16 protein-coding genes, 1 tRNA gene and 1 riboswitch are annotated in these 17,721 nt (G+C 66.6%); of the genes, 5 read left to right on the top strand and 12 right to left on the bottom strand.

Annotated elements, in window-relative coordinates; genetic code table 11:
• Position 1 precedes the first annotated feature (1 nt).
• Positions 2-799, top strand: a complete 798-nt coding sequence (locus AACH32_RS07255; RefSeq protein ID WP_338606119.1) for a tyrosine-type recombinase/integrase — start codon at positions 2-4, stop codon at positions 797-799.
• Positions 800-813: 14 nt separating this feature from the next.
• Here the strand turns inward: AACH32_RS07255 and AACH32_RS07250 are convergent.
• From AACH32_RS07250 to AACH32_RS07195, 12 genes are all read right to left on the bottom strand, one after another.
• Positions 814-890 (bottom strand) — tRNA-Arg (locus AACH32_RS07250).
• Between the two features lie 74 nt (positions 891-964).
• Positions 965-2,173 (bottom strand): aldo/keto reductase, encoded by a 1,209-nt coding sequence (locus AACH32_RS07245; RefSeq protein ID WP_338606118.1) that lies wholly within the window; start codon positions 2,171-2,173, stop codon positions 965-967.
• Positions 2,174-2,310: 137 nt separating this feature from the next.
• Positions 2,311-4,221 carry a 4Fe-4S binding protein gene (locus AACH32_RS07240; RefSeq protein ID WP_338606117.1) on the bottom strand — a complete coding sequence of 637 codons (1,911 nt, stop codon included), beginning with the start codon at positions 4,219-4,221 and terminating at the stop codon, positions 2,311-2,313.
• Entirely contained in the window at positions 4,221-5,207 is a 987-nt protein-coding gene (locus AACH32_RS07235; RefSeq protein ID WP_338606116.1) for a DUF362 domain-containing protein, read from the bottom strand. Before AACH32_RS07235 ends, AACH32_RS07240 begins: the two co-directional genes overlap by 1 nt.
• Positions 5,204-6,187 carry a DUF6599 family protein gene (locus AACH32_RS07230; protein ID WP_338606115.1) on the bottom strand — a complete coding sequence of 328 codons (984 nt, stop codon included), beginning with the start codon at positions 6,185-6,187 and terminating at the stop codon, positions 5,204-5,206. The genes AACH32_RS07235 and AACH32_RS07230 overlap by 4 nt, the downstream gene beginning before the upstream one ends.
• Before the next feature lie 78 nt (positions 6,188-6,265).
• Positions 6,266-7,675, bottom strand: coding sequence for a DEAD/DEAH box helicase (locus tag AACH32_RS07225; RefSeq protein ID WP_338606114.1), 1,410 nt, complete (start codon positions 7,673-7,675; stop codon positions 6,266-6,268).
• On the bottom strand, positions 7,672-8,136 hold the full coding sequence (locus AACH32_RS07220) for a hypothetical protein (protein WP_338606113.1): 465 nt from the start codon (positions 8,134-8,136) through the stop codon (positions 7,672-7,674). The genes AACH32_RS07225 and AACH32_RS07220 overlap by 4 nt, the downstream gene beginning before the upstream one ends.
• A gap of 3 nt (positions 8,137-8,139) precedes the next feature.
• Positions 8,140-9,237, bottom strand: coding sequence for an XdhC family aldehyde oxidoreductase maturation factor (locus tag AACH32_RS07215; RefSeq protein ID WP_338606112.1), 1,098 nt, complete (start codon positions 9,235-9,237; stop codon positions 8,140-8,142).
• Between the two features lie 103 nt (positions 9,238-9,340).
• On the bottom strand, positions 9,341-9,805 hold the full coding sequence (locus tag AACH32_RS07210) for a universal stress protein (protein WP_338606111.1): 465 nt from the start codon (positions 9,803-9,805) through the stop codon (positions 9,341-9,343).
• A gap of 13 nt (positions 9,806-9,818) precedes the next feature.
• Complete coding sequence (locus AACH32_RS07205; protein WP_338606110.1) at positions 9,819-11,324, bottom strand: MlaD family protein; 1,506 nt, start codon at positions 11,322-11,324, stop codon at positions 9,819-9,821.
• A gap of 57 nt (positions 11,325-11,381) precedes the next feature.
• Positions 11,382-12,146, bottom strand: a complete 765-nt coding sequence (locus AACH32_RS07200; protein ID WP_338606109.1) for an ABC transporter ATP-binding protein — start codon at positions 12,144-12,146, stop codon at positions 11,382-11,384.
• Positions 12,147-12,152: 6 nt separating this feature from the next.
• Positions 12,153-12,929 (bottom strand): MlaE family ABC transporter permease, encoded by a 777-nt coding sequence (locus AACH32_RS07195; RefSeq protein ID WP_338606108.1) that lies wholly within the window; start codon positions 12,927-12,929, stop codon positions 12,153-12,155.
• A 149-nt stretch (positions 12,930-13,078) separates the two neighbouring features.
• Positions 13,079-13,188: riboswitch (TPP riboswitch) on the top strand.
• 78 nt (positions 13,189-13,266) lie between these two features.
• Here AACH32_RS07195 and thiD point away from each other — a divergent pair.
• From thiD to AACH32_RS07175, 4 genes are read left to right on the top strand one after another with little or no spacing between them, the layout of a single operon-like run.
• Positions 13,267-14,610 carry a bifunctional hydroxymethylpyrimidine kinase/phosphomethylpyrimidine kinase gene (thiD, locus tag AACH32_RS07190; RefSeq protein ID WP_338606107.1) on the top strand — a complete coding sequence of 448 codons (1,344 nt, stop codon included), beginning with the start codon at positions 13,267-13,269 and terminating at the stop codon, positions 14,608-14,610.
• A 2-nt stretch (positions 14,611-14,612) separates the two neighbouring features.
• The gene (thiC, locus tag AACH32_RS07185; RefSeq protein WP_338606106.1) at positions 14,613-15,908 is read left to right on the top strand and encodes a phosphomethylpyrimidine synthase ThiC; all 1,296 of its coding nucleotides are present in this window, start codon (positions 14,613-14,615) and stop codon (positions 15,906-15,908) included.
• Positions 15,909-15,911: 3 nt separating this feature from the next.
• The gene (locus AACH32_RS07180) at positions 15,912-16,718 is read left to right on the top strand and encodes an HAD-IIB family hydrolase (RefSeq protein ID WP_338606105.1); all 807 of its coding nucleotides are present in this window, start codon (positions 15,912-15,914) and stop codon (positions 16,716-16,718) included.
• Complete coding sequence (locus tag AACH32_RS07175) at positions 16,715-17,716, top strand: biotin--[acetyl-CoA-carboxylase] ligase (protein ID WP_338606104.1); 1,002 nt, start codon at positions 16,715-16,717, stop codon at positions 17,714-17,716. The genes AACH32_RS07180 and AACH32_RS07175 overlap by 4 nt, the downstream gene beginning before the upstream one ends.
• The last annotated feature ends 5 nt before the right edge of the window (positions 17,717-17,721 follow it).

Genomic DNA, 17,721 nt, shown 5'->3' with positions numbered 1-17,721 from the left:
CATGGCCTCCATCGCACCAAAACACCTGAAGAAAACTGAATCAATGTGTCACGGTTTTCAACCGCCACTAAAATCGTCTCGCTTTTGGACCGCCATTTACAAGAAGCGATTGATCACCCACAACCCGACAGAGCGTCTTGATTTCATTCCGGTGGAGAAACGGGTCAAATACATCCCGCCGATGGACGATATCGACCGGGTGATTGAGCTGGCAGATCCAGATACGCAAGACTACCTGTGGGTGATCAGAGACACCATGGCCAGAGTTAGCGAAGTCAACCGCTTGACTTGGGATGATGTGGACTTCAAGGTTAGGTCCTTGGTACTGTACACCCGCAAAAAACGGGGAGGCGATCTGACTCCACGCACCATGCCGATGACCGACCGTCTCTTCAAGAGGATGTCGCGACGTTTTAAACACCGCAGGAAGGACCTACCCTGGGTGTTCTGGCATCGGTACTGGAGCAGGAATGAAAGCCGGTGGGTTGAAGGGCCGTACAAGGACCGTAAGCGGTTCATGAAAACCCTATGTCAGAGGGCCGAGGTGCGTTACTTCCGCTTCCATCCCCTTCGCCACGCAGGGGCAACCGTGCTCGATAACAGCAACGTCCCCATGGGAGCCATACAACGGCTACTAGGGCATGAGAACCGTAAGACCACTGAGATTTATCTGCATAGCATCGGTTGCACCGAGCGAGAGGCAATGCGTGTATTGGAGCAGGTCACTGGCAAAGTGTCCCAAAAGTCTCACACAAATTCTCACACAGAAGAAGAGAAGGGGTTACGCCTAGTGACGTAACCCCTTGATTTTGTTGGTGCGCCCGGCCTGATTCGAACAGGCGGCCTACGGATTCGTAGTCCGGCGCTCTATCCAGCTGAGCTACGGGCGCGTTATGTAGCCGCCCTGGGGCGACAGAAGCGGATTATAACAAAAACCACCGGCTTCGCAAGCCGTAATCGGCCTTTAGGCCATTTCCTCGGCCGCCTCGCGCATCAGCCGGGCGATGGGCAGCCCCCGGGGGCACGCCGCCTGGGCCGGGGCGAAGTCCAGGGCCAGCAGGGACTCCGGCCCCTGGGGCATGGCCTGGGCCAGGGTCTGGCGGGCCAGGTCGCGGTCGCCGTGGCAGCGGGCGTACATCAGCCCGCGCATCACGTCGGCCACCGGCGCGGCGTTGCTCAAGGCCTCTTCGCACAGCGAGGCGCACCCGGCGCAGTAGCAGCCCTCGGTGGCCCGGGCATATGCGGCCAGGGCCCGCCGATCGGCGGCGCTCAGGGCGGTGCGGTCCAGGGAAGCGGCCGCGTTGGCCCTGAGGATGGTGACGTTGGCCATCTGGGAGCAGATGGCGGCGATGCGTTTGTCCTCCCAAATGGCCAAGAGCTTGGCTTGGTGGGTGGTGAAGCCCTTCTTGAGGAAGCGCCCGGCCAGTTGGACCTCGCCTTCGGTGTCGTCGGCCACCGGGCCGCCGCCCTGGGTCTTCATGGCCGTTAGCCCGATGCCCGCGTCGTGGCAGGCCTGCACCGCTTTGTTCATGTCCTGGTTGTGCATGATGCGGTAGTTGTAGGTCATCATGATGCCGTCGATGTAGCCCAGGCGGGGGGCCGCGGCCAGGCAGCTTTCCATGTTGCGGTGGGTGGAAAAGCCGAAGAGCTTTATCTTGCCCGCCTGCTTCATCTTGGCCGCCCATGCCTTTATCTCCGGCTTGTCCACGTCGGAGATATCACTGATGGCGTGCACGAAAAACAGATCCACATAGGAGGTTTGCAAACGTTCCAGGGACTGGTTCAGCTCGCTCTCCAGGTCCTGGGGGGCGCGCTTGTTGGCCTTGGTCACCAGGAAGATGCGGCCGCGCTCCTGGGGGTAACGGGCCAGGAACTTGCCGATGCCCGTTTCGCTGCGCCCGCCGGTGTAGCTGTAGGCGGTGTCCCAGTAGTCCACCCCCAGCTTGAGGGCCTGGTGCAGCACCATCTGGTTGCTCACGATGTCGAAGATGCCGCCCAGGGACAGGGTGGAGACCTCCACCCCGGTCTTGCCGAAAGGCCGCCGTGGCACCTTGATTTCCTCGGCCGCCGAGGCCGCGCCCGCCCCGGCTCCCACCAGCAGGGACGCCGCCCCCGCCGCGCTCACGGTCTTGATGAAATCCCGGCGGCTGCGCCCGGTCTTTTGCTCGGCCATTTCGCTAAACCTCCCTTGGTTTCACCCAAGCTCGCCGCCTTCTTGGCGGCGGTTTAAAGCCCTATCTAAAAATTATAACAGGCGCCTTGTGGGCCTCGAGGATTGTACAAGCGCACATTCGTGCGAAATTTGCGCCCTTAGACCGGACCGGCTCCCTTGAGCAGCAGGGAATGGGCCCGCTCGCGGGTGGCGTTTTCGGCGCTCACCCGGATGGCCCGTTTGCCGCTCACCGGGCATTCGTGCTGGCAGATGCCGCAGCCGATGCAGCGGGCGGGGTCCACGTAAGGCCGCTGCAAACGCACCGCCACGCTGAGCGCCTCTCCGGGGGCGGGGGTGCGCCAGTCGCTCCCCCCGGTCAAGATCAGGCTGTGCGCGCCGTTGGCCACGATGCGCGCCCGCGCAGCGCCCATTTGCAGGTAGTAGTCGCCGCTGGCCAGGGCGGCGGGCTTCAGGGCCTTGCCGCTCACCGTGAGTTCGCCTCCCGTGGCGGACCCTGCCACCAGACCGGTGAGCACCGTCTCCCAGGCCACCCGGGTGAAGATGGCCTTGGGGCTCACCGGGCAGTTCTCCTGGCACACTATGCAGGGCCGGTCCATGGCCCAGGGCAGGCAGCGGCCGCGGTCCACAAAGGCGCAGCCCAGGCGGATGGGCCCTTGGGCCGCGAACTCGCCCTGGCCCAGCTTTTCGGCCAGGCTGATGGGCCGGATGGCCGCGCTGGGGCACACGCTGGCGCAGGCGGTGCAGCGCAGTTGGCAGCCGCTGGTGCCGATGGTCATGTTCAAGACCGGGGTCCACAGGGCCTCCAGGCCAAAGGAGGGCCCGGCCGGTTGCAGCACCCCGGTGGGGCACACCCGCATGCACTGGCCGCAACGCAGGCAGCGGCGCAGGAACTCGCACTCGGGCAGGGAGCCGGGCGGGCGGATCAGGGCCGGGTTCCAGCCCGGCCCCAGCACTCCGCTCAGGCTTAGCACCGGCGGAGCGACCAGGCCCAGGCCCAGTCCGGCCAACACCCGGCGGCGGCCCAGGTCCGGGGCGGCCTCGCCGCCGGCCGAGGGCCGGGTGGCATAGGTGATGTCGTCCTCCGGGCAGGCGTCCAGGCAGTTGAGGCACAGCACGCACTCGGCCGGGCGCAGGCGTCCCGCCGGGCGGGCCGCGCCTGAACAGGCCCCGTCGCAGCCCAGGCAGGCCCCGCAGCGGGCCTGCTTCTTGCCCACCCGCCACAGGGCGTGGCGGCCCACCAGGCCCAACAGGGCGCCGGTGGGGCACACGTAGCGGCAGAAAAAGCGAGGCCGCCACAGGTTGAGCAGCAAGGCGGCCCCGAACACCGTGGCGATGAGCCCGGCGCCCTGGTAGAAGCGGGGCTCGGGCCAGGCCACGCGGGCCGGGGCGTCGGCCAGGGGCAGGAGCACCAGGTTCACCGAACGGCTCACCAGGGGGATGGGGTCCAGCAGCCCGGCCAACAGCCAGGCCCCGCCGTGGGGTGCGGCCAGGCTCCAGGCCACCCACGCGGCCAGTACCAGGCCCACGGCCAGGGCATAGGCCCGCCCGCCCTGCCCCCGTCGCGTGGCCCAGAGCACCAGGCCCAGCACGATGGCCCCGGCCAGGGAGGCGGCCACTTGGCCCAGGGCCAGGCGAGCGGCCAGGTCGCTCATGGCCGCGCCCAGGAAAAAAGCCAGCACCAGGTATTTGATCTGCTGGGCCGGATGGGGGGCGTTGCGTCGCACCCGCTCCTTCAGCGGCTTGCCCCTCGAACCCAGCCAGCCCACGAACTGGTGCATGGCCCCAAAGGGACAGACCCAGCCGCAGAAGAAGCGCCCCACCACCAGGGTAAGGGCCAGCACCGCCGCGCCCCAGAGGAGGCCCGCGTAGAGCGTCCCCGAGGCCAGCAGGCTGGTGAGCCCGGTGAGGGGGTCCAGCTCCAGGAACCAATTGACCGGCCAGCCCCGGAGTTGCCACAGGCGTTCGCCCACCGTGGCCACCAGGCAGAACCACAGGAACAGGGCCAGAAAGAAGCCTTGGCTTATGCGGCGCGCGGTGACGATACGCATCAGCCCAGCTCCACCCGGGTGGGGTTCAGCGATTCATAGTCCGTGGTGCCCGCCCCGGCCCGGGCGGCCAGGCCCAACCAGGGCACCTTCGCCGGCTTGAGGCCCAAGAGCCCCACGGCCAGCGAGTCCACGGCCACGTGGTCGGTGCCCAGGATCAGGGTGTCGGTGGGCCTGAGGTCTTCCAAAGAGCCGCCGGTGGGGCCGTTATGGGCCAGGGTGGCCACCCCGTCGGCGATGACCAGGCTGGGGGTGACCATTTGCCCCAGCTCGCTGATGATGCCGTTGATGTCCTGGTGGAACACGTTGCGGCGGCCGCCCAGCAGGCCGTACCAGTTTTTCATGGTCACCGAGGCCTGGCTGCGGTGGTGATCCTTCACCGGGGCCAGGCCGATGAGCCGGTCCGCCCCGGCCAGGGGGCCGTACATTAGGGGCCAGTCGCGGATGAGCCGCCCGCCGGGCAGGCTGTAAGGCGCGAAGGCCCCCGGATGGGGCAGCACCACCTGGGCCCCCGCCTCCCGGGCCGCCGGGCCGATGCCCGAAAGCTCGAAGCAGGAAGCCGGGTCGTTGATGGGGTTGTCGGTGACGATCACCTGCTTGGCCCCGGCCCCCCGGCACAGGCGCACCAGCTCGGCCACCAGTTCGGGGTTGGATGTGGCCCCCAGGGCGGGGGGGCTGGCAAAGGCGGCGTTGACCTTGATGACCACCTTGTGCCCCGCTCCCACAAAGGCCCCCATGCCCCCCAGGGCCTCCAGGCCGGCCCGGAGGGCGGGCACCCGGTGGCTGCTCTTGACCACGGCCAAGCGCTTGTCGGTGCCCTTGACCGCAAAGGAGGGCAGCTTCACGTTGGCGGCCTGGCCGATATTGGCGCTTGGGCCCTGGGTGTCGTGGGCCCACCAGCCCAGGGCGCCGATGGCGGCCACCCCCAGCCCCGCCTTGCCCGCCCGCAACAGAAAGCGGCGGCGTTCCTGGTCCGTCTCGCGGCTCATGGCTGGGCTTTCTCCAGGGCCTGGCGCAGGCGCATGGCCAGCGCCAGGGTGGCGGCCTGGTCCTCGGAGCCGCGCACCCCGGCCAGATAGGGCCCCTGGGCCCAGAACAGCTCCCAGGCCCCGAACACCTCGGCCAGGTGGGCCCCCGGCAGCCCCGCCGGAGCGGGCTGGGGATTGCCCCCGTTTTGCTTGAGGAAGGCGGCATAGGCCGCGGCCTGCTTCTGGGCCGTGGCCGGGTCGGCCCGGCGGGCCAAAAAGGCCATCAGCTCCTGGGCGCCCTGGGGATAGGCGGCGATGAACACCTGGTCCAGCCCGGCCATGCCAAAGGCGTCCTTGGCCAACAGCACCACCGAGCCCGCTTTCATGCCCTGGGCGGGGAACAGCTCGGCCTCGGCCGGGGCGGCGCTGGGCGCGGCGGGCAGCTTGGCCAACAGGGCCTTGGCCGCCTGGGCCAACCCCTGCACCAGGGCGGGCTGGGGCGAGGAGGCCACCGCCTCCAGGTAATAGGGCCCCTGGGCCAGGTACAGAGCGTTGCTGGTGGTGTAGGCGTTGGGGGTCAGGCCGGAATCCTTGGCCCCGGAGCGGCGCTGGTTGCTGAACACGCTGTAGGCGGCGCGAGAGTCTTTCATGCGATAAAGCATCAGCTCCAGCCACTGGGCCGGTTGCCCGGCCAGGGCGTAGCGCCGGGCGGCCATGCTCTCGAAACCGGCGGCCAGGTAAAGCTCGGCCTTGCCGTCGATCTTGTCGGACAGGGTGGCCGGGGTGAAGCCCTCGCCGGGCCCCAGGGGGGCGAGGCCGGGCACGGCCAGTTCGGCCAGCAGGCCCGCCCCGGTCCCGGCAGCGCCGCCCCAGCCCCAGGAGGCGGGGTCGTAGCGGCCTTGCTGCCAAAACACCACGGCGGCCACCAGGGCCAATAGCCCCAGGACCGCCAGGCTAAGCAGGCGTTGGGTCCGGCTGGGATGGGACCGGCTCAGCTCCATGGGCCAAACTGCTCCCGCGCTCGCTTTCCCTTGAGGTTAAGTGTTGCCGACCGAAGGGGGCGCGCCCTGCCCCGAGCCCTAGGAACCGCTCCTTTTGCGGGGGCGGCGGCGCCCGCCGAAGCTACCCTCGCCGGACTTTTCACCGGCCGCCGCGCGGGGGCGTCCCCGCCCTCCCCGGCCGCCCTTGTCGCTCCGGCCGCCGCGCCCCCCGCCGCTGCGTCCGCCGCCGGGCCCGTCGCGCCGGGCCCGGGGGGGCCGCCGATAGGCGGGGGTGTCGTCGGGCAGGAACATCTCGTCCTCGGCGAACACCACCGGGATCTTGGCGTCCAGGTAGTCTTCCACGTAGGGCAAGTGGGTGGCGTACTCGTCGCAGCACAGGGTGATGGCCTTGCCCACCGCGCCGGCCCGGGCGGTGCGCCCGATGCGGTGCACGTAGTCCTCGGGGTCGGCGGGCACGTCGTAGTTGATCACGTGGCTCACGTCGTCGATGTGCAGGCCCCGAGCGGCCACGTTGGTGGCCACCAGGATCTTGAGGTCGCCCTTCTTGAACTGCTCCATGAGCTTCATGCGCTTGGGCTGGGTCAAATCACCGCTGATGCCCTCGGCCGGGAAGCCGTGGGCCTGCAGCTTGAAGGTGAGCATGTCCACCGCCCGCTTGGTGTTGGTGAAGATCATCACCCGGGTCCAGTCCTCCTTTTGCAGCAGGCCCAAAAGCAGGTTGAGCTTCTCGGTGGCCGAACAGTGATACATCTCCTGGGTCACCTGGGCCACGGTCTTGGTGTCGGGCACCACCGAAACCCGGGTGGGCAGGTTCATGAACTCGTAGGTGATCTCCGAAACCCGCCAACCCAAGGTGGCCGAGAACAGCATGCTCTGGCGCTCGTGGTATTTGGGCAGGCGCCTAAGCACCCAGCGCAGGTCGTCCACGAAGCCCATGTCGAACAGGCGGTCGGCCTCGTCGATGACCAGGTACTTGACCCCGCGGGGGTCGAAGATGCGCTGCTTCATGTAGTCGATGAGCCGCCCCGGAGTGGCCGCCACCAGGTCCACGCCATCCTTGAGGGCCTCGGCCTGCTTGCGATAGTCCACCCCGCCGAACACGGCCAGCATCTTGAGGTCAAGATGCCGCCCGATGTCCCGGGCGTCGTCCAATATCTGCATGGCCAGTTCGCGGGTGGGGCTGATGATCAGCACCGAGGGGCCCTGGCCCGGTTTGCGCTCGGTGTCCCGGGCCAGGTGGGCGAAGATGGGCACCAGAAAGGCCGCGGTCTTGCCCGTGCCGGTCTGGGCCTCTCCGGCCACGTCCTTGCCGGCCAGACCCAGGGGAATGGCCTTCTCCTGGATCAGGGTGCAGCGCTCGTATCCCGAATCATTGAGGCCCCGCAGAAGCTCCGGGGGTAGATCGAAGTCGGCGAAAGGCACCCCCACGGGTGCCTCGGGGGTGCGCTCCGACTGGGCCGGAAAGTCGGGATTGTCTTCTTTAATCATTCTTTAGGGGTAATCCTTTGTTTGGTTGCGGCGGTTTTGGCACCGGCGTAGTTCTTGTCCCGGATGTCTATCCAGGTACGGCAGCCCTCCTTTTTGCAGTCCACCGCCTCTGAGAAGAAAACCATCTTGTTGTCGAGGAAGTAAATCCAGTGGGGGGTGGCTTGGGCGTTGGTCCAGCCCACCTCGCTGACCCCCAGGGTGAGCATGCCGGTGATGGCCCGGGCCGCCGCCGAGGAGGGGCAGGCGGGAATCTCGGGCACCAGGTTGTACTCCAGGACGAGATAGTCCCGCTGGTGTCCCGGAAAGCGTACCCGCTTGACGTGCTCCGGCTCGCCCAGCTTGGCGATGACCTGGTCGGGGGTCATGCCCGGTTGAATTTTGCTTTCCTCATCGCTGGCGTAATGAGCGCATCCGGCGCCCAAGGCCAGGACGGCGATTATCAGCCAATTGATCAAACGCATGGCTCATATCCCCATTAATAGGCGTTTGCTACCCATGCGGGCGGCACGCACCATCACCAACTCGGCGACGATGCTGATGGCTATCTCTTCGGGGGTCTCCGCCCCGATTGCCAGCCCGATGGGAGAATGCACTTGCTCCAACTGCGCGGAGGTTACGCCCTCCTCGCTCAGGGCCTTATAGATCATGGCCCGCTTGCGCTTGGAGCCGATCATGCCCACATAGGCCGCGTTTTGCCTCAGAGACTGGGCCAACACCTCCTTGTCGTAGAGGTGGCCCCGAGTCACGATGACGATATAGGCGTCCGGCCCCAGGCTCTCGCCCTCCAGGACCTTTTCCAGAGGGCGATTCCATATTTCCTGGGCCTGGGGGAAACGCTGGCGGTTGCCCCACTCGGGCCGGTCGTCGGCCACCACCAGCCCGAAGCCGGCCATGGCCGCCAGGGGCGCCAGCTTTTGGCTGACATGGCCCCCCCCGAAAATATAAACCACCGGCTGGGTGGCTATGCTCTCCAGCAAAAGGGGGGCGGGCAGGCTGGCGGCGCCCGGAGCGTCCCATAACTGCTGCGGAAAAGAGCCATTTGCCCCAAGCTTGGCGGCCAAGGAGGCCAGCCCGTCCTCGTCCACCGGCAAAGAGCCCAGCGCCGGTTGTCCATGGCGCAGCAGAAGCTTGCGGCCCGCGGCCCGGGGGCTGCCCCCGTCGATCATCAAGGTGGCCAACATGGCTCGGCCCCGGCCGCCGTTGGTGGACTGGGCCGCCGCCTGGTACAGGGCCAGGTTGTCTGGGTCGTCGGCCGACACCGGGTCCAGGTAGACGTCCAAATCTCCGCCGCAGATCATCTCGCTGTCGGCCACATCCGCCCCCATGAGGCGGTAGTGCATCAACTCGGTGCGTCCCTGCCTGAGGGCCAGGGCCGCCTTTTCGATAACCTGGGCCTCGAAATTGCCTCCGCCGATGGTCCCCCAAAAACTGCCGTCTCCGCGCACAAAAAAGCGGCTGCCCGCCGAGCGGGGGGCGGAGCCTTTTTGGGCGATAATGGTGGCCAGGCACAGGCTGTTGCCCTGAGCCAGTTCGTTATTCACGGCTGCAAGAAATTCGCGCATAGCTGCTATTCGCCTCGGATCCCCATAGGCGACCCGGAAGTAGTTAATTTAACTATATACCATTCGGCAGAATTTTACCCGGCCAGGGCCGCGGATCGGCTTGTTAAGATTCGGAGACATCCAGGGGCGGCCGGGCCACCAACACCGAACAAGGCGCCTTGCGCACCATCTTCTGGGCGGTGGAGCCGAACACCGTCTCGGCCAGGCCGGTCACCCCGGTGCTGCCCATAACCAAAAGATCGGCCCGCTCCTCCTTGGCCAGGCGAACCAACTCCCGGGTGGGGTCGCCTTCCAACAGGCGCGTCTCCAAGTTCAGCTGGGAAGCGGCCTTTTGCCGGCGCTCCTCCAGGGCCGCTTGGCAGGAATCCTTGAGGCTTTGGCGCAGGGTCAGGGTGGTCTGGTTTACCACGAACTCGTCCAACAGGGGGTTGGGGGTGACCAGAGGCGGAAGCACGTGCACCAATAGCAGCCGGGCCTGATGCTGTTGGGCCAGGGAAAGGGCCTGGCGCAGGGCTTCCTCGGCCATCTCTGAGAAATCGGTGGCGGCTATGATGCTTTTAAAGCGCATGGCACTCCCCTTCCTAGGGTGTGGTTGGGGCGCTGGTCAGCAAGAATTTTATGTCGTCGTCGGAGAAGTAGATGCCGCCGCCCATGAAAAAGGAGGTTTCGCCGTCGTCGCTGATGATGTTTTGCACGCCGGCGGAGAGGAAGAAAGAGTTCCAGAAGTCGTAGCTGGCCACGAAGCGCACCTGGGGATTGGCGTCGGTGGACCAGTCGTAGGCCTCCAGGGTCAGCCGGAGCTTGTCGTTGAACAGATAGTAATCGACGCCCAAGCCGCCGGTGCTGGAGAAGATACCCGCCCTGACCGTGAGATCCCAGAAGCGCTTGCCGAACTGGACGTTGTAGGTGAGGTCGCTGAGATCGTAGCTTACCGTATTGGTTTCGGTGTTGGATACATGGCCGTCCTCGTTGACGGTCTTGTACTTGGTGGTTTCCGTGCGCTTGCCCATGGGGTCGTCCACCACGCCGATGAGGAAGAATTTGTCCGCCTTGGGCTGCAGGCGCAGGTTCAGCTCGCTGCGAACCGAATCCTCCTTGAACATGTACTCGCCGCGGTACTCGACGAAAACCCGCCAGGCGTCGGCCCTGGACAGGTAGTCGTTGATGGAGGTAAGGGCCTCGTCGATCTTGGTGACCGTGGTGTCATCGTTGACCAGCTTGCCGATGGAGCCCTCGCCCTTGGCGATCTTCTGGCTCACGTCCTTGAGCGAGGACAGGGTGGCGTTGAGATCCTCGATGGTCTGCTTGTTGTTGACCAGCTGGCCGATGGTGCCCTCGCCCTTGTCCACCTTGGCCATCACCGAGTTCAGGGAGGCGATGGTGGTCTGCATCTGGGCGCTGGCCACCTGGAAGTTCTTGATGGTCTCGCTCAGGGCCTTCTTGTTGTCGCTGCTGAGGTCGCTCAGATCTCCGGTGAAGCGGTCCAGGTTGGCCACGATGCGGTTCAATCGGTCTTCGTTGCTCGACACCACCGTCTTGAGGCTGCCGGTCAGCTCGCGCAGGTTGGCCAGGGCCTCGCTGATGTTGCGGGCCGACTCCGGCGAGGCGATGGAGACCTTGAGGGATTCGGTGATCTGACGGATGTTGTCGGCCACCTCGCCCACCCTAGACATCACCTGGTCCAGGTCGGTGGGCACGCTGGCCCGGGAGATCTGCTGGCCGTTCTTCAACCTGGGGGCGGAGGGGGTGCCCGGCTCCATGGCCACGTACTTGTCGCCCAAGACTCCGCGGGTGCGGATGAGGGCGCTTACGTCCTGGGCCAGGGGCACGTCATTGGAAATCATCATGGTGACCCTGGCCTTGCCGTGGTCCAGGGTGATCTTTTCCACTTGCCCGATCTGGATTCCGGCCATTTCCACCGGGGCCATCTTCTTTAAACCGGTGGCCTGGTCGAACACCGCGTACACTTCGTAGCCTTCGGGACCGCCGATCTTGAACGAGCCCAGGCGGATGGTCATGTAGGCCAAAACGGCCAACCCCACCAGCACGAAGATGCCGACTTTGGCCTCTGTGGAAACTCCGGACATGCTGCCTCCGGTGAATACGGCTCCTAAGTATATAACTATACGGCTTTGGCGGCCGATTTATATCACGTCTATGGGACCCTCGGGCCGCCCGTGGATGAACTGTTGCACCACCTCGTTGTCGCTGTGGCGAATCTCCTCCGGGGTGCCCTGCACGATGATCTCGCCATTATAAAGCATGGCGATATTGTGACCCACCTCATAGGCGCCCTCGATGTCGTGGCTGATGACCACCGAGGTCACCCCCAGCTTGGCCTGGGTGTCGGCTATGAGCCGGTTGATGGCCGCCGACAGAGGCGGGTCCAGGCCGGTGGTGGGCTCGTCGTAGAGGATGATCTCCGGCTCCAGGGCGATGGCCCGGGCCAGGCCCACCCGCTTGCGCATGCCCCCGGACAACTCGCTGGGCATCTTTTTTTCCACGCCGGGCAGGCCCACCATGGCCAACTTTTCCGATACCTTCTCGCGCACTTGCTGGTCCGTAAGGTGGGTGTGCTCCCTCAGGGGGAAGGCCACGTTGTCCAACACGGTCATGGAGTCGAACAGCGCCGCCTCCTGGAAAAGCATGCCAAAGCGGCGCCGCACCTGGTTGAGCTGGTGGTCGTTTAGCCCCACGATGTCGTGGCCGCCCACCAGCACCTGGCCCTGGTCCGGCTTTATCAGCCCGATCATGTGCTTGAGCATCACGCTCTTGCCGCCGCCGGACCGGCCGATGATCACAGTGGTCAAGCCCTTGGGGATTTTCAGATTGAGTCCCTTGAGCACCCGTTGAGACCCGAAGGACTTGTGGATGTCCTGCAGCTCGATTATGTCGCCGGTGTTTGACATAGCTTCCTAAAACATAATCGCGGTTAGCACGTAGTCCGAGGCCAGGATCAGCACGCTGCCCAAAACCACCGCCCGGGTGGTGGCCCGGCCCACCCCTTCGGCGCCGCCGGAGGTGTAAAAGCCCTTGAAGCAGCCCACCAGGGAAAGAATCAAGCCGAAAAAGGCAGCCTTGGCCAGGCCCATGGAGATGTCGGAGAACTCCACGTATTCCATGATCTTGGAGATGAAGATGCCGTGGTTGATGCCCAGCATGCCCACCCCCACCATATAGGCCCCCACGATGCCCACGAAATCGGCGATGACCGTGAGCAACGGCAACATGGCCACCGAGGCGACGATGCGTGGCACCACCAGGTATTGCACCGGGTTGACCGCCATGACGTACAGGGCGTCCACTTGCTCGGTGACCCGCATGGTGCCCACCTCGGCGGCCATGGCGCTGCCCGCCCGGCCGGTGACCATCAGGGAGGTAAGCACCGGGCCCAACTCGCGGGTAAGGGCCAGGGCCACGGTGGAGCCCACCAGGCTTTCGGCCCCGAACATGGAAAAACCGTGATAGGTCTGCAGCGCGAAAACCCCGCCGGTAAAGGCTCCGGTGAGGATGGTGACCCCCAGGGAACCGACGCCCACGAACTCCATTTGCTTGAAAATCAGGCGCAGGCGAAAGGGCGGACGAATTAGCCACAGGACGGATTGCAGAAATAAAAGAAGCAGTTCACCGGCTTCTTCCAGCCAGTGAAGAAACTGTCCGCCAACATATTCCGCAGGGCGCAGCCAGCCCATGGCAGCATCTTCTCCGCCCGGCACCGGTAAACGTGCCGATAAGGGTTCAACGTTCCCCACTATATGACCCGCCAGGATGGCCGTCAAGAAACGATAAGACAACACTTGAACCCTTATTGACTACCAACCGGCCTCTTGATAGGGTTGCTACGTGGGCCGGGGGGTGCCTCATGCGAGGCTGAGAGCGACGCCCAGGCGGAGCGACCCCTTGAACCTGATCCGGTTAATCCCGGCGTAGGGAACGGCCCGCCCGTTTAAGGAGCTTTATTAGCACCCTGATCGAGCGGGGCCGCCAACTACGGCGGCCCTTGTTTTTTGCTCTAACGGAGGTTTGACCATGACCCCAGCCAGGGTCTTGATAATAGCCGGTTCCGACAGCGGCGGCGGCGCGGGGATTCAGGCCGACCTGAAGGCGGCGGCGGCCCTGGGGGCCCACGCCATGACCGTGATAACCGCCCTGACGGCCCAAAACACCAAAGAGGTGCGCGCGGTGCACCCGACGCCCCTGGACTTTGTGGAGCAGCAGTTCGCCGCCGTGGCCGAGGACATCGGCATGGACGCGGTAAAGACCGGCATGCTGCACTCGGCCGAGCTGGTGGAACTGGTGGCCAAGCTGCTGGGCCTTACCAAGGTTCCGGTGGTGGTCGACCCGGTGATGGTGTCCAAGGGCGGCGGCGTCTTGCTGGATCCCCAAGCGGTGGAGGCGCTCAAGCTTCTGCTCTTGCCCCGGGCCACCCTGGTCACCCCCAACCTGGACGAGGCCGAGGCCCTTTTAGGCCGCGAGGTGCGCAGCCGCGCGGCCATGGAAGACGCGGCGGCCGCGCTGGTGGCCCTGGGAGCGGGGGCGGCCCTGGTCAAGGGAGGCCATTTGCAGGGCGAGCCCGGCGACCTGCTCTATGACGGCCGCGAGAGCCTGTTTTTCAGCGCCCCGCGCATCGAAACCCCCCACACCCACGGCACCGGCTGCACCCTGGCCACGGCCATCGCCTCTTTGCTGGCCCAGGGCTGGGAGCTGGCCCCGGCGGTGGAGCGGGCCCGTTTGCTGGTGCGCCGGGCCATTGCCGGAGGGTTGGTCTTGGGCCACGGCCACGGCCCGGTGAACGCCCTGGCCGACCTGGGGCCGCGCCTGGAGCTGGGTCCCTGCCTGGCCGAGATGGACGCGGCCATCGAGCGCATGGAAGGGGTGTCCGGCCTGGGGGAGATGATCCCCGAGGTACGCGGCCAGCTGGGCTATGCCCTGCCCGGTGCGGTCTCGGCCCAAGATGTGCTGGCCGTGGCCGGGCGCATCACCAACATAGGGCCCCGCCTCAAGGCCGCCGGTCCGGTGCGCCCCGGGGCCAGCAGTCACGTGGCCAAGATCGTCTTGGCGGCCATGGCCGCGGACCCCAACATGCGCGCCGCCATGGCCTGCCGCTTCGACGAGGCCCTGGTGGAGCGGGCCCGCTCCCTGGGCTGGAGCGTGGGCGAGTTTTCCCGGGCCGAGGAGCCCCCTGAAGTCAAGCAGAGGGAAGGCTCCTCCCTGGAATGGGGGACCACGGAAGTTATTCGGCGCCTGGGCAAGGTGCCCGAGGTGATATTCGACCGCGGCGAGTCCGGCAAGGAGCCGGTACTCAGGCTTTTGGCCCGTAATCCGGGCGCTATAGTGGATCGGCTGCTGCTTTTGGCCGGCCAGGGAGCATGATCATGAGCGAAACCCAACTGCAGGCGGCCCGCGCCGGTAAGATTACCCCGGCCATGGAACAAGTCGCCGCCCAAGAGGGCCAGGACGCGGGAAGCATCCGCGAGCTGGTGGCCCAAGGCAAGATAGCCATTCCGGCCAACCCCGGCCACACCAGCCTGGCGCCCCGCGGGGTGGGCCAGGGGCTGAGCGTGAAGGTCAACGCCAACCTGGGCTCCAGCCCGGACCGCTGCGACCCGGTCGAGGAGGCCGAAAAGCTGGCCGCCGCCCTGGAGGCGGGAGCCGACGCGGTGATGGACCTTTCCACCGGCGGCGACCTGACCGCCATGCGCCGCCAAGTGCTCAATCTGAGCCCGGTGCCGGTGGGCACGGTGCCCATCTACCAGGCCGCAGTGGAGGTCACCGCCGAGGGCCGAGGCATCATCGACATCACCGCCGAGGATCTCTTCCGGGTGATCGAGCAGCAGGCCGCCGAGGGAGTGGACTTCATGACCGTGCACTGCGGGGTGACCCGGGCGGCCGTGGAGCACCTGCGCTCCGAAGGGCGCATCACCGACGTGGTGAGCCGGGGCGGCTCCTTCCTTACCTGCTGGATGCTGGCCAATGAGCAGGAAAACCCCCTGTACGAACAATACGACCGCCTCTTGGACATCTGCCAGAAGCACGACGTAACCCTGTCGTTGGGCGACGGCCTGAGGCCCGGCTGCCTGGCCGACGCCACCGACCGGGCCCAGGTGAGCGAGCTGATCACCCTGGGGGCCCTGACCCAGCGGGCCTGGGACGCCGGGGTGCAGGTGATGATCGAGGGCCCGGGCCACGTGCCCCTGGACCAGGTGCAGGCCAACGTGGTGCTGCAAAAGCGCCTGTGCCACGGCGCGCCTTTCTACGTGCTGGGCCCCCTGGTCACCGACATCGCCGCCGGGCACGACCACGTGGCCTGCGCCATCGGCGGGGCCCTGGCCGCCTGGGCCGGAGCCGACTTCCTGTGCTACGTGACCCCCAGCGAACATCTGGCCCTACCCGGCCCCAATGATGTATATGAAGGGGTGATAACCACGCGCATCGCGGCCCACGCGGCGGACATTGCCCGGGGCAACCAGGCGGCCATCGCCCGCGACCGGGCCATGGCCCAAGCCCGCAAGGCCATGGACTGGGACGCCATGTTCGAGCTGTGCCTGGATCCCAAGACCGCCAAGGCCATGCGCGCGGGCAGCCCTCCCGGCGAAGAGGAGGTCTGCACCATGTGCGGCAAGTATTGCGCCATGAAGCTGGTCAACGAGCATCTGCACGGAAAGGACTAAGACATGGGTTTGGTGATCTTCAGCGACTTGGACGGGACCCTGCTGGATCACCACACCTATTCCTATCAACCGGCCCTGCCCGCCCTGGACGAGATCAAAAAGCGGGGCCTCGCGCTGGTGCTGTGCTCTTCCAAGACCCGGGCCGAGATGATCCCCCTGCACGCCGAGTTGGGCCTGGACGCGCCCATCATCGCCGAGAACGGGGGCGGGGTCTTCGCGCCCGAGGGCAACCCGGTGGTCAAGGGCGAGCACTGGATCGAGGCGGGCGGGGGCTGGAAGGTTCTGGAGATCGGCCTGCCCATCGCCGAGGTGCGCCAGCGCATGGCCGTATTCAAGGACCAGCTGAGGCTCCAGGGCTTCAGCGAGATGAGCGACCACGAGGTGGCCAAGCTCACCGGCCTGAGCAAGGAGCAGGCGGCCCAGGCCCGCCGCCGCGAGTTCAACGAACCCATCCTGCCCCCGGCCGACCAAGCGGCGGGAGAGGCCCTGGTGCGGGCGGCCGAGGAGGCGGGCCTGCAGCTTACCCAGGGGGGCCGCTTCTGGCATCTGCTGGGCGGGGGCGACAAGGGCAAGGCGGTGCGCCTGCTCTCGGTGCTCTACGCCAAGCGCGATCCCGACCTGGTGACCATGGCCCTGGGCGACGCGCCCAACGACCTGAGCATGTTCCAGGCGGTGGAGCGGCCGGTCTTGGTGGCCCGCCCCGACGGCAGCCACGCCCCGGTGGAGTTGGAAGGGCTGACCAAGGAGCCTCTGGCCGGTCCGGCCGGTTTCAACCACGCGGTGCTGGCCGCCCTGGAACGGCCGCTTTGAGCGAAGGGCCCGCCACCACCGCCGGACAGGTGCTGCGCCTGCTGCTAAGGGGCAACGGCGAGCGCTCGGGCCAGGACATGGCCCAGCGCCTGGGCATCAGCCGGGCGGCGGTGGCCAAGGTGGTCACCTCGCTTCGGGCCCAGGGCCTGGAGATCGAGGCCGCGCCGAGGCGGGGTTACCGCCTGGTGAGCGAGCCGCCGCTGCTCTTGCCGGCCATGGTGGAGGCGCGCCTGGCCCCCGGCTCCCTGGGCCTGCCCCTGATCCACTTCGACGAGATAGACTCCACCAACCTGGAGGCCCGCCGCCAGGCCGAGGCCGGGGCTCCCCACGGCGCCTGCCTGGTGGCCGAGCACCAGAGCGCGGGGCGGGGCCGCCTGGACCGGCGCTGGCAGGCCCCCAAGGGCAGCGCCCTGCTCTTCTCCCTGATCCTGCGGCCCAGCCTGGGGCTCCGGCGGGTCTTCGCCCTGAACAACCTCATCTCCCTGGCCGTGTGCCGGGCCCTGCAAAAACACGGCGGGGTGGACGCGGCCATCAAGTGGCCCAACGACGTGTACCTGGAGGGCAAGAAGCTGGCCGGGGTGCTCACCGAGTTCACCAGCCGGGCCGAGGCGGTGGAATACGCCGTGGTGGGGGTGGGGCTCAACGTGAACCAGGACGCCCAGTGGCTGGCCGGGCTGGACCAGCCGGCCATGAGCCTGGCCGCCGCCACGGGCCATGCCTGGAACCGGGCCACCCTGCTGGCCCAGATCCTGGGAGAGATGAGCGCCCTGCATGAGGAGTTCATGGCCGGAGGCGGCGAGGAACTGGCCCGGGAATACGCCCGGCGTTCCCTGATCCTGGGCCTGGAGGTCACGGTGCGCGAGGGCCAAGCCGTGCGCCGGGGCAAGGCGGTGGGCTTCGCCCCGGAAGGGGCCCTGCTCCTGGAAGAAGAAGGGGGCAAGGTCAGCCCCATCCACCACGGCGACGTGAGCCTGCTGGACTGGGAGGTCCTGGCCTAGCCCGC

Origin of the sequence: Desulfoferula mesophila, assembly GCF_037076455.1 — a bacterium.
Lineage (GTDB): Bacteria > Desulfobacterota > Desulfarculia > Desulfarculales > Desulfarculaceae > Desulfoferula > Desulfoferula mesophila.
This window is presented reverse-complemented; position numbering and strand designations above follow the sequence as displayed.

Bases quoted from the DNA above. Each gene is read 5' to 3' on its own strand.
- AACH32_RS07195 (WP_338606108.1), bottom strand. From the start codon at position 12,929: ATGGGCTGGCTGCGCCCTGCGGAATATGTTGGCGGACAGTTTCTTCAC.
- AACH32_RS07230 (WP_338606115.1), bottom strand. From the start codon at position 6,187: ATGGAGCTGAGCCGGTCCCATCCCAGCCGGACCCAACGCCTGCTTAGC.
- AACH32_RS07180 (WP_338606105.1), top strand. From the start codon at position 15,912: ATGGGTTTGGTGATCTTCAGCGACTTGGACGGGACCCTGCTGGATCAC.
- thiC (WP_338606106.1), top strand. From the start codon at position 14,613: ATGAGCGAAACCCAACTGCAGGCGGCCCGCGCCGGTAAGATTACCCCG.
- AACH32_RS07225 (WP_338606114.1), bottom strand. From the start codon at position 7,675: ATGATTAAAGAAGACAATCCCGACTTTCCGGCCCAGTCGGAGCGCACC.
- AACH32_RS07235 (WP_338606116.1), bottom strand. From the start codon at position 5,207: ATGAGCCGCGAGACGGACCAGGAACGCCGCCGCTTTCTGTTGCGGGCG.
- thiD (WP_338606107.1), top strand. From the start codon at position 13,267: ATGACCCCAGCCAGGGTCTTGATAATAGCCGGTTCCGACAGCGGCGGC.
- AACH32_RS07245 (WP_338606118.1), bottom strand. From the start codon at position 2,173: ATGGCCGAGCAAAAGACCGGGCGCAGCCGCCGGGATTTCATCAAGACC.
- AACH32_RS07215 (WP_338606112.1), bottom strand. From the start codon at position 9,237: ATGCGCGAATTTCTTGCAGCCGTGAATAACGAACTGGCTCAGGGCAAC.
- AACH32_RS07205 (WP_338606110.1), bottom strand. From the start codon at position 11,324: ATGTCCGGAGTTTCCACAGAGGCCAAAGTCGGCATCTTCGTGCTGGTG.
- AACH32_RS07255 (WP_338606119.1), top strand. From the start codon at position 2: ATGGCCTCCATCGCACCAAAACACCTGAAGAAAACTGAATCAATGTGT.
- AACH32_RS07200 (WP_338606109.1), bottom strand. From the start codon at position 12,146: ATGTCAAACACCGGCGACATAATCGAGCTGCAGGACATCCACAAGTCC.
- AACH32_RS07220 (WP_338606113.1), bottom strand. From the start codon at position 8,136: ATGCGTTTGATCAATTGGCTGATAATCGCCGTCCTGGCCTTGGGCGCC.
- AACH32_RS07240 (WP_338606117.1), bottom strand. From the start codon at position 4,221: ATGCGTATCGTCACCGCGCGCCGCATAAGCCAAGGCTTCTTTCTGGCC.
- AACH32_RS07210 (WP_338606111.1), bottom strand. From the start codon at position 9,805: ATGCGCTTTAAAAGCATCATAGCCGCCACCGATTTCTCAGAGATGGCC.